Genomic DNA, 10,882 nt, shown 5'->3' with positions numbered 1-10,882 from the left:
CGACCGGAACGAGACCGGTGTCCCGCTCGGCTGGGAAAGCGCTGCGTCGGCGCTACTGGCAGCCGGCCAGACCGGCGCAGGGAGGTTGCCGGCTTGTGGCAGATGGCTGACGGGTGACGGGAGGGCCTTCACCTTCCGCACCGGCACGCTCGGCTGCTCCGCCGCCCGCGGAGGGGTGAAGGGCTTCGGCTTTGCCGCGATGGCGGGCTGCTGGTGCATGGTGACCACCAGCGTGGCTGTGACCAGCGCCGCGAGTATCGTCCGCGCACGGGACGAGCGGGATCTCACCGATGACCTCCACGGATCAGGGTGGGCGGGCAGAAGAGGCATTTCAGGAGCCGGCGGTCTGGCGGTGGATCACGACGGCGTTGCCCGCGGGGAACCCGTCGGCGTTGTCGGTGTAGTCGAGCCCGCTTCCAGCCGACCCGGCCAGAGACATCCGCGACGGCTCCGAGAAGGCGGCGAGGTCCGGTGGCGTCTTGAAGATCATCTTTGCCGAGCCGTCCTCGCCGAGCACGACTTCCCAGCTCAGCCGCAGGTCTGGCCGCTCAGAGAAGGTGTAGTTGCGGGATTCGACGATGAATTGCCGATTCGGAGCGGTGCCGACTACCGCAGTCAGGAGCCCGGATTGGGTGTCGCCGGTCGGGTCGGCGCCCGGCCCGAACTGGATCCCCAATGAGCTGGGGAGGTGGTTGGAGCTGAGCATCCACACCTCGGTGGGAGTGATATGCACGCTGGACCACTGCTGGTCGTACAGGGGGAACGCGAACGGCAGAGTGATGTCGTCAGAGTTGCCGTTGACCAGAGTCTGGCCCGGGATCCACTCTGCCTGCTCCCAGGTGCAGGAGTATCCGTAGCCGTCGACGTAGGTGCTCAGCGAGAGGTCGAGGGTGACCTCGCCGTCGATATAGACATCCGGCTCGGTGGCCGTGTCGCAACCCTGATCGGCGGTCACACCGTACGTTCCGGCTTCGACGTCGGTGAGCGTGTAGTGACCAGAGTCGTCTGTCTTCGTCGAGAACTGCCCGAGGTGAATCCTCGAGTCGCTCACCGGCATGCCTTGCCGGGTCACCGTGCCGGAGATGGAACCGAACGAGAGGGGCCACGGCTCCTGCGGGTACACGAAGGTGACCGTCGTGCCTGACTCGAGCACCGGGTCCTGGAAGGCGTACTGCAGTCCGTAGCCACCGCCCGGACTGGTGATACCAACCGCTGCCTCGGCACCCTTCGACTCGTCGTTGACGGCACCGCTGTAGTTGAAGGTGATGTCGCCATTCGCCGACAGCAGCACCTCGAAGCCGAATCGGGTGGTGCCACCGACGGTGGTCACGTTGCGCCACTCCACCACGAACTGTTGACCACTGCCGCTCCCGGTCGCGCCGACGTACACGCCACCCTTGGAGTCGATGGTCAAGTCGTCCCAGTAGGGAAAGAGTGAGGCGAACGGCGCGTGGATCGGATCGGGGAGGCTGACGGGCAGGAACGGAGCCTCCCCATGCGGATCCCTCAGGTTGATTGAGCCGTTGGTGGACACCCAGGCCGTGCTGTAGGTCTTGCCGTAATAGGGCAGCGCGAATGGCAGCGCAACCGCCGCACTGACCTTGTCGTCGCCCTTGAGGCTCAACTTCGTGGTGCCCGATACGAACGGGGTGTTCGGTGTGACCTTGCAGGTGTAGCCATAGACGTCCGACTCCGGTGCCAGCATGAGATTCAGCGGCACCGCGCGGTCGATGTCCACGTCGGTGGTGGCGACTTCACCCGCGCAGCCGCTGCCGCCGTTCGTCGCGGTCACGTTGTACGGGCCAGCGGCGATCCCGGTGAAGCTGTAGGCACCGGTCGCGCTGGTCACCCGGGTCAGATCGCCGGGCGACAGCTGCACGGTGATGCCGGCGAGGGCGGCACCGGTGAGCGCGTCCGTCACCACGCCACTCAGTGCGGGAGCTTCCCGGAACGTCATCACGGTGGCGGCGGTCGGCGACTTCAGGCCGGCGGCGTCTATGCCCTGCACCATCAGCATCGGCGTGTCGACGGTGGTCGAGGTGAGGTTCACGGTCGTCTGACCACCGGGGGTCGGCAGGGTGACGGTGGTGACCGTGCCAGAGACACCGAGCTGGTACTGCACCTTGGTCACCGCGGTGTCGCCCCCGGCACTCAGCACCGCCGACAGCGTCTGGCCAGCGTAGGCCGTGGTGCCGTTCGGCAGCGTCACGATCGGCGGGTTGGGCAACTTGAGGAGCGTGAACTCCGACTCGGTGTTCAGCACCACCCGCCCGTACACACGCACGTCGTCAACAGCTCCGGGGAAGTAACCGGACGAGGCACCGGCCCAACGTCCTCGCCCGAGGGTCACCGGGCCGGTGGCATCGAATGTCGCGGCTGTCGCGGTTGCCGTCTGGAGCACCCCGTCGACGTAGAGCTTCAGCACGTGCGTGCTGCCGTCGTAGGTGGCGAGCAGTCTGGTCCAGATTCCGGTCGGTGCCGTCGAGTTGGAGAGGATCGCGGTGGTCGCCGGTGCGTCCACGTCGGTGGCCGCGACCGCGAACCGCCACTTCCGGTCGCTGCCGCTGTAGCTCAGCAGGAACGGCGAGGTCCGGCTGCCGTCCTGAGCGACGATCACCTGCTGGCCGGAGCCGGCCGCATTGTCCAACCGGACCGTGGCCGCCACACTGAAGCTCTGATTGGAATGCAGAGTGACCGGGCCGCCGGTCTCCGGATCCCGAGTAGCCACCGATCCGCTTGTCGCCGCGTACGATGTGGTGCCGTTGAGCAGCAAGGCCTTGCCGTAGGCACCCCGACCGGAAGTCCAGGCGCCGCCGTTGACCGTCAGGGTGTTGCCGTGCTGGGAGATGTCCGTGCCAGCACTGTCGTCGAAGCTCCAGCGCGCGTCCGGTCCGGTTCCCGCCCGGACGGTGAACGCGTACACGTACGGGGAGGTGGAGAAGTTGCCGGCCTTGTCCCGCGACCACACCCGCAGGTTGTACGCCTGGTCGACGACCGGGTTGATCGAGACTGTCGCGGTGTGGTCGCTGGCGTTGGCTTCCACCTGGGTCGCGCTCGCCGCGCTGATCCCCGCGTCGAGGGTGTATGCGTACCCGGCAAAGTCGCTCGGCGTACTGGTCGGCGGTTTCAGGGTGAAGGACCCCGGTATGCCGACACCACCATGCGCCTGGCCGTCGTTGGGATAATTGGTCGAGGTCACGGCACTGGGAGCTGCCGGTGGTGTCACGTCTACCTGGAACTCACAGGTGGACGAGTACTGGCCGTTGTCGATGCCGTCGTTGGCGATGGCCTGCATGACATACACGCCACCGTCCGCTAGGCGTCCCGACGGGATGGTCACGTTGGCGTTCTGGCCGGCCACGACCGAGCCCTGGGCGACCGAGTCGGTGCCGTTACGCGTACCGCCGCTGAGCTTCCACCAGTAGAACGTCCCCTTGAGCAGGCGTGCCGTGCCATCCGGATCGGTGAGCCGTGCCTTGAGAGCTGGGGTGAGGGTGCGGATGTACGGCCGAGACGCACCGGTGACACACGGACCGCCTGCCACGCTCAGCGAGTCCGGTGCGTTCGGGTAGGAGTTGTAGGTCACGGTGAGCAGGGCGGTGCCGGCGTCGAACTTCTTCCAGTTGTTCACGTCTGACTCGCTCACCGCCCGCAGGCCGAGGGTCAGCGTGCTGGACGTCCCTCCCGACGCCGTCTGGAGCGCCTTGGTGACGCCCCACTCGGTGCGTCGACGTACCCGGTCGTGCGCGTGGCTGTTGGCCGTGGCTACCACAGCGCCCCAACTGCCCGAGTTGTTCGACCAGGTGGTGCCGGAGTTGATTCCGCCGGTCACCCGCACCTGTGTGCCATAGTCGGTGTTCGTCCACGAATACACGGTGTCCATCGACAGCTTGGCGTCCTGCACGTGCTTGTGCAGCAGGCTGCCGATCCCGAAGGCGAACAGGGACCGGTAGATCATGCTCTTCGGTGTGTTGGTGTAACCCACCTTGGCGCACTGGATCGATCCGTACGGGTCGGGGCAGTCCTGTTTGTCGTAGCTCCAGTAGGACTGGCTCGGGTAGGTGCTGTTGATCATTGTCCAGGCCGACTTGCCGAGTGCCGGGTCGATATAGACCGGGAACGTCGTCGCCCCGTCCCGGAGCATCCCCAGGTCCGGACGAATCACCAGTTCGTCACCATTGAGCTGGACCGGCATGGCGGTCTGCGCCCTACCGGGGCCGGCCAGCCTGGAGCCGACGTTCGGGCCGGGGGCGCGGTCGGCCACCTTCGCGGAGTCCCACATGGCCGGCGTGCCGGAAGCAAACAGCGTAACGCCGGCGGCGTCCAGCGCTGTGAGATCACCAGCCGGCCCCTGCCGAAGCCTCAGCCCTCTCGTGGTGGTGCGGAAGCGCACGCTGGCCAGGGACGGGTTGGCAGCGGATTTGGCGTCATTGACGACCAGAACCTCGGAGTAACCCTCGACCTCCGCAGTCAGCACCAGGTCAACACCGGGGAGAACGTTCGAGTACGTGGCTCGTGGACCATTGAGCTTCGGGATCGGAAGCGCTGTCGACCAGTGCAGGCTCAGTTCAGCGGCGTCCTTTCCGATGCTTACGGCGGGACCGGTGCCACCGCCGGAGAAAGACATCCGTAGCGACGTCGCGGCCGGGGTGATTCGGCCATCGGCAGTCAGGTGCAGGGTCGGGTCCGGCTTGACCCACCGGCCGGACCGGTCCCGTACACGCTGCACGACGGCTGCGGCGCGGGCGGTGAAGGAGCCATTCGGGTTCGCGAACACCTGCAGCTTCTCGTCCCGAGCGTCCGCCACCTCGACCTGACCCTGACAGGCGGCGGCGGCCCGGGTGGCGGCCGCCTCGTCGTTCGCCGAGTCCGGGCAGTTCGCCGAGGCTGCCTGTGCGGCAGCCGGGTCGTCGAGCACCACGATCGAGGTGGTCGGCAGCAGCACCGCGAGCACGAGTGCGAGCAAGGAACGCCACGCGAGATGGAAGCCAACTCGGCCCTCGATCAACCTGACGCGCGAAACGCGATCCAACCGGCGGCCCATGGCTCCCCCACACACTCACAGCCCAACTGACAGATCATGCTGACCAGCCGTTGCGCAGGGGTGCGCACACCAACGCGCACATCGCGCGCACATCGAAGATTCTCGTGTGCTTCACACAGCAGTCTTGTGAGTTGCGGGTGCGACACCTACGGTCGTGATCGAGTCACACGGGGGAGTCAGGTTGGAGATCAGTTTTGCCCTTCTCGGCACGTTAGAAGCAACGGTCGACGGAGCCGAGCTGAGCCTCGACGCGGCGGCCATGCTCAGGGCGGTGCTGGCTGCCCTACTTCTCGCGGGTGGGCAGCGTGTCAGTAGCGGCAAACTCGTCCAGTCGCTCTGGGCAATGCCGCCCCGGTCCGCGATGTCGAATCTGCGCAGCTACCTCGCACGCCTACGTGCGATCCTGGGCAGCGCCGACCCCCGCCTGGCATCCCGACTGGTCACGGTCAGCGGAAGCGGCGGCTACCTCCTGACTCTCGCGCCCAACGAGCTGGACGCCCGCATCTTCGCCGACCTGAGCAGACGCGGGCAGGCACATCTGAGGGCCGGAGACCACGCCAATGCGGCAGCCCTGCTGCACGACGCACTCGCACTGTGGCGAGGCCCGGCGGGCGAGAACATCAGCGCCACCGGCACCCTCGCGCAACAACTCGCCGACCTGGACGAGCAGCGCATCATCGCCACCGAAGATTTCCTCGACGCCAGACTCGCGCTCGGGATCACCAACGGCCTCCTGCACGACATTCGCGCCCTCGTACTCGACCAACCCCTGCGCGACCGCCCGTGGGAACAACTCATGCGAGCGCTGTACCTCACCGGCGACCCGGCCGGAGCCCTCGGGGCCTACCAGAAGGCTCGCGCGTCATTCAGTGACGCGCTCGGTATCGAGCCGTCCCAGCGTCTCCAACAGCTACAGGGCTCGATCCTTCAACGCGACGACCTCGCAATCGCCCGGCTCGCCCTGCAATAGGACCCGTCAGCCCTTCTCCAGGTACTCCGCGCGGTCCTCGTCGACGAGCGCGGCCACCGACGCGGCCAGCGCCGGATTGCGGGTCAGCTCCGGGTCGTCCCCGATCAGGGTGATGGCCTCGGCGCGGGCGTCGCGGATCAGGTCGGCGTCGCGTCGCAGGGACAGCAGCCGTAGGTGCGAGCGGTGCCCGGACTGGGTGGCCCCGAGCACGTCGCCCTCGCGGCGCTGCTCCAGGTCCAGTTCGGCGAGCTTGAAACCGTCGCTGGTGGAGGCCACCGCATCCAGCCGCTCCCGCGCCGACGAGCCCTCGGCCGCCTCGCTGACCAGCAGGCAGAGTCCGGCGGCCGCGCCCCGGCCGACGCGGCCCCGGAGCTGGTGCAGTTGCGAGACGCCGAAGCGGTCGGCGTCCAACACGATCATCACGGTGGCGTTGGGCACGTCCACACCCACCTCGATCACCGTGGTCGCCACCAGGACGTCCAGGTCACCGGCGGCGAAGGAGCGCATCACCGCGTCCTTCTCGTCGGCGGGCAAGCGGCCGTGCAGCACCCCGATCCGCAGCCCGTGCAGCGGTCCCTCGGCCAGCAGCGGCGCCACCTCGGTCACCGCCAGCGGAGGCCGCCGGCCGTTGTCGTCCTCGGGCGGCGGCTCCTCGTCGGACACCGGACCGTCCCCGATGCGCGGGCACACCACGTACGCCTGGTGGCCGGCGGCCACCTCCTCGCGCAGCCGACGCCACGCCCGGTCCAGGAACGCCGGCTTCTCGGCGGCCGGGACCACGTGCGAGGCGATCGGCGACCGACCCCGGGGCAGCTGGGAGAGGGTGGACACCTCCAGGTCGCCATAGACGGTCATCGCCACCGTTCGCGGGATCGGCGTCGCCGTCATCACCAGCGTGTGCGGCGGCTGGTCGGCCTTGGCGCGCAGCGCGTCGCGCTGCTCCACGCCGAAGCGGTGTTGCTCGTCGACCACCACGAGACCCAGGTCGGCGAAGTCGACACCCTCGTACAACAGGGCATGGGTGCCCAGCACGATGCCGGCGGCGCCGCTGGCCACCTCGCCGAGCGCCCGGCGGCGGGCCGCCGCGCCCAGCGAGCCGGTGACCAGCTCGACCCGGGTGGCGTGGTCGGCGGAGTCCAGCTCACCGGCCCGGCCCAGCGGCCCGAGCAGGTCGAGCATGCCGCGGTAGTGCTGCGCGGCCAGGACCTCGGTGGGGGCCAGCAGCGCGGCCTGTCCGCCCGCGTCGACCACCTGGAGCATGGCCCGCAGGGCCACCACCGTCTTGCCCGAGCCCACCTCGCCCTGTAGGAGGCGGTGCATCGGGTGCGCGGCGGCCAGGTCCTCGGCGATCTCCGCGCCCACCTCGCGCTGGCCGGCGGTCAGCTCGTACGGCAGACGGGCGTCGAACGCGTCCAGCAGCCCGTCGGCGCGCGGCGGCCGGGGCCGGGCCGGCCAGTCGGCGGCCCGGTGCTTGCGCTGCACCAGCGTCAACTGGACGGCGAACGCCTCGTCCCACTTCAGCCGCCGTCGCGCCCGGTGCAGGGCCTCCTTCGTGGACGGTCGGTGGATCTCCCGCAGCGCCGCGCCCAGGTCGACGAGGTTGCGGTTGGCCCGAACGGCGGCCGGCAGCGGGTCGTCCGGCGGGGTGAACGTGTCCAGGACGACCCGTACACAGCGGGCGATGACCCAGGTCGGTACGGCAGCGGCGGCCGGGTACACGGGGATCAGCGCGCCCGCGAACTCCTCGATCTCGTCGTTGACCGCCGCCTCGCCCTCGCCGCCCTCGCCGAGCAGGACGTACTCCGGGCCGTTGAGCTGCCGTTTGCCCCGGAACTCGGTGACCTTGCCGGCGAACAGCCCCCACCGGCCGGGCCGCAGCTCCCGTTCGCGCCACGCCTGGTTGCCGAAGAACGTCAGCGTCAGCACACCGCCGGAGCCGTCGCCGACGGTCACCTCAAGCAGGTTGCCCCGACGCTGACGCATCGGCCGTACGGCGGTGCGTTGCACCTGGGCCAGCACGGTGACCTGCTCCCCGACGTCCAGCGACCGGATGTCGGTGTGCTCGCCCCGCTCGTCGTAGCGGCGCGGGAAGTGGTAGATCAGGTCGCCCGCCGTGTGCAGGTCGAGCTGGGAGGCCAGCGCCTTCGCCGTCTTGTCGCCGACGAGCTTCTTCAGCGGCGTGTCCACCGTGGCCGGCTCACTCATTCGACCCCCACCAGGAGCGGATAGAACGGCTGACCGCCCGGGTACGCCTGCACCTCGACGAACGGCCAGCGTCGCGCGACGTGCGCGCGGACGGCATCGGTGAGCCCGACGGGGGCGTCCACCCCGGCGAGCAGGGTGACCAGCTCCCCGCCACCGCCGAGCATCCGGTCGACGACGGCGGCACAGGTGTCGGTGAGGTCGGTGCCGATCAGGTGCACCTCGCCCTCGACCAGCGCCAGCACGTCCCCGGGACGGCAGGGGCCGGCGACCGTGAGCGCCTCGCGGCTGGCGTGGCAGACCTCGGCGTAGCGGCAGGCGCCGGCCGCCTCGGCCATCGCGATCACGTCGTCCTCGAACCGGCGGGCGCCGTCGCGGACCGCGAGGGCCGCGAGGGCCTGCACCGGCGAACGGGTCGGCACCACGCTCACCTTGACGCCGTGCCGGTGCGCCTCGCGGGCCGCCGCGCTGGCGACCGCCTCCGTGTTGGGATCGTTCGGCAGGACGACCACCCGGGCCGCCCCGGTGCCGCGCACCGCGGCCAGCAGGTCACCGATGGACGGGTTGCCTCGCACCACCGTCGCACCCTCGGCGGCGAACAGCTCGGCGATCCCGGCGCCGGTGGCCACGACCACGGCGGCCCGGCCGTCCTCGGTCGCACCGCCGGCCGGCTCGGGCTGATCGGCGAAGCGGGTCACCGAGATCCGGTACGGACGGCCGGCGGCGATCCCCGCCTCGACCGCCGCGCCCACGTCGTTGACGTGCACGTGCACGGTCCAGGTGCCGTCCGGCTCGCGTCCGTCGCCGACGACGACCAGCGAGTCGCCCAGCGCGTCCAGGGTGCGGCGCAGCGCGGCCACCGCGTCGGCGCGGGCGTCGAGCAGGTACTGCACCTCGTAGGCGTACTCCTCGGAACCGGTCTCGCGCGCGACGGTGGCCGCCGGACGGGCGGTGCGCGCCGGCGGCGCGGGTGGGGTGGCGCTCTCCCCGGTGAGGACCTCGACCAGGGCGTCGAGCAGGACACAGAGCCCGCGCCCGCCGGCGTCGACGACGCCCGCGCGGGCCAGGGCCGGCAGTTGCTCGGGGGTACGGGCCAGGGCCTCGGCCGCCGCCCGCGCCGCCTCCCGGGCCACCACCGCCAGGTCGTCGCTGCCCGCCTGCTCGGCCCCCGTGGCCGCGGCGGCGACGACGGTGAGCAGGGTGCCTTCGACGGGACGGCCGACCGCGGTGTACGCGGCGGTGGTCGCCGCCCGCAGCGCGCCGGCCAGGGCCCGCCCACGCACCGCCGGCACGCCGACGACCGCGTCGGCGAACCCGCGCAGGATCTGCGAGAGGATGACCCCCGAATTGCCCCGCGCGCCCAGCAGCGCGCCCTGCGCCATCAGCCGCAGCGCGTGCCCGTGGGCGGTCGGGCCGCTGTCGGGGAGGGTGTCCAGGTCCATCGAGAGCGCCTGCTGCGCCGAGGTGAGGGTGAGCACCAGATTGGTGCCGGTGTCGCCGTCGGGCACCGGGTAGACGTTGAGCTGGTCGATCTCGCCCTGGTGACGCTTGAGCGCGACCAGCCCGCTCGCGCACCAACGGCGGACCGTGGCGGCGTCGAGGGTGTCCAGCACGGGCAGAAGCCTACTGGCGCGCGCCGACACACGTCGGACTCGTCCGGCGTGTCCGGTTGCGCCGACGTCCGACGGGGCCCACCCTCCCGGCCCGCACGAGCGGGATCCGCCCGCCAGGTACAGTTGCCGCCGGAACCACCCCCGTCACCCGGCGGGCCGGCCACCAGCCACTGAGCGGTGGGGCGGCTGCTCCGCGGGTCAGGGCGGTTGGTCACCTCGGCGGGGCATCGGGTAGGCTGACGCGGTTGCCCGGGCAGCACCTGCCGGCGACCTCATGAACGTTTCAATCCCAGGAGTATCCCGTGGCTAGCGTGTGCGACGTCTGTGGCAAGGGACCGGGCTTCGGCCACAACGTGCCCTGGTCCAAGAAGAAGACCAACCGCCGCTGGAACCCGAACATCCAGTCGGTGCGCACCCCGGCCGGTGGTGGCAACACCAAGAAGCTGCAGGTCTGCACCTCGTGCATCAAGGCCGGCAAGGTCACCCGCGCCTGACGCGGCAGCACCAACTCTTCTCGTTCGGCTCAGCCGGCGGGCCCTGCGGCCCGCCGGCTCTGTCGTGTCCCCGCCCGGCTTGACGCCGGCCGCTCAGAGCGTGCGGCCGAAGGAGACGCAGCCCTCCGCGTCTTTGTAGAACCCGAAGTTGGGAATCCGGTCATAGCCGGCGGACGCGTACATGGCGATCGCCTCGGGCTGCTTGTCCCCGCACTCCAGGACCACCCGCTTGCGGCCGTGCTCCCGGGCCGAGCGCTCGACGGCCGCGAGGACCGTGCGCGCCACGCCGCGTCCACGCGCGGTCGGGGCGGTGTACATCCGCTTCAGCTCGGCGGTGTCCGCGCCGTGGCTGCGCCAGCCGCCGCAGCCGACCGGCTCACCGGCCAGGTAGGCGACGAGGAACGCGCCGTCCGGCGGCTCGAACTCGCTCGCCGCCACCGGCGTGTCGTCGCCGGTGCCCCCGTACCGGGTGGCCAGGTCGGCCAACGCGGCCCTGATCAACTGCTGCGCCACCGGCGCGTCGAACCGCACCAGCCGAATCTCGATCTCACTCACGGTA

General features: G+C 70.3%; 6 protein-coding genes. 2 read left to right on the top strand and 4 right to left on the bottom strand.

Annotation, left to right across the window (positions count from 1 at the left end):
• Positions 1–331 precede the first annotated feature (331 nt).
• A complete protein-coding gene (locus tag ACQP0N_RS07060) occupies positions 332–4,966 on the bottom strand; it encodes a LamG-like jellyroll fold domain-containing protein (protein WP_433118555.1) in 4,635 nt (1,544 codons plus the stop codon).
• A 259-nt stretch (positions 4,967–5,225) separates the two neighbouring features.
• Here ACQP0N_RS07060 and ACQP0N_RS07055 point away from each other — a divergent pair, with 259 nt between their 5' ends.
• A complete protein-coding gene (locus tag ACQP0N_RS07055; RefSeq protein ID WP_433118553.1) occupies positions 5,226–6,014 on the top strand; it encodes an AfsR/SARP family transcriptional regulator in 789 nt (262 codons plus the stop codon).
• A 6-nt stretch (positions 6,015–6,020) separates the two neighbouring features.
• Here the strand turns inward: ACQP0N_RS07055 and recG are convergent, their stop codons facing one another.
• Positions 6,021–8,219: an ATP-dependent DNA helicase RecG gene (recG, locus tag ACQP0N_RS07050; protein ID WP_433118551.1), complete on the bottom strand. Its 2,199-nt coding sequence runs from the start codon at positions 8,217–8,219 to the stop codon at positions 6,021–6,023.
• Positions 8,216–9,829, bottom strand: coding sequence for a DAK2 domain-containing protein (locus ACQP0N_RS07045; protein WP_433118549.1), 1,614 nt, complete (start codon positions 9,827–9,829; stop codon positions 8,216–8,218). The genes recG and ACQP0N_RS07045 overlap by 4 nt, the downstream gene beginning before the upstream one ends.
• A 302-nt stretch (positions 9,830–10,131) precedes the next feature.
• On the opposite strand from ACQP0N_RS07045, the gene rpmB reads away from it, so the two are divergent.
• A complete protein-coding gene (rpmB, locus tag ACQP0N_RS07040; RefSeq protein ID WP_091671657.1) occupies positions 10,132–10,323 on the top strand; it encodes a 50S ribosomal protein L28 in 192 nt (63 codons plus the stop codon).
• Positions 10,324–10,416: 93 nt separating this feature from the next.
• On the opposite strand, the gene ACQP0N_RS07035 is transcribed toward rpmB, so the two are convergent.
• The gene (locus ACQP0N_RS07035) at positions 10,417–10,878 is read right to left on the bottom strand and encodes a GNAT family N-acetyltransferase (RefSeq protein ID WP_433118547.1); all 462 of its coding nucleotides are present in this window, start codon (positions 10,876–10,878) and stop codon (positions 10,417–10,419) included.
• Between the last annotated feature and the right edge of the window lie 4 nt (positions 10,879–10,882).

This window comes from Micromonospora sp. CA-246542 (assembly GCF_050942905.1).
Taxonomy (GTDB): domain Bacteria; phylum Actinomycetota; class Actinomycetes; order Mycobacteriales; family Micromonosporaceae; genus Micromonospora.
Note: the sequence above shows the minus strand (reverse complement) of the source record. Positions and strands in the feature narration are given on the sequence as shown.

Excerpts from the sequence above, each read along its gene's own strand:
- recG (WP_433118551.1), bottom strand. The coding sequence starts at position 8,219 with ATGAGTGAGCCGGCCACGGTGGACACGCCGCTGAAGAAGCTCGTCGGC.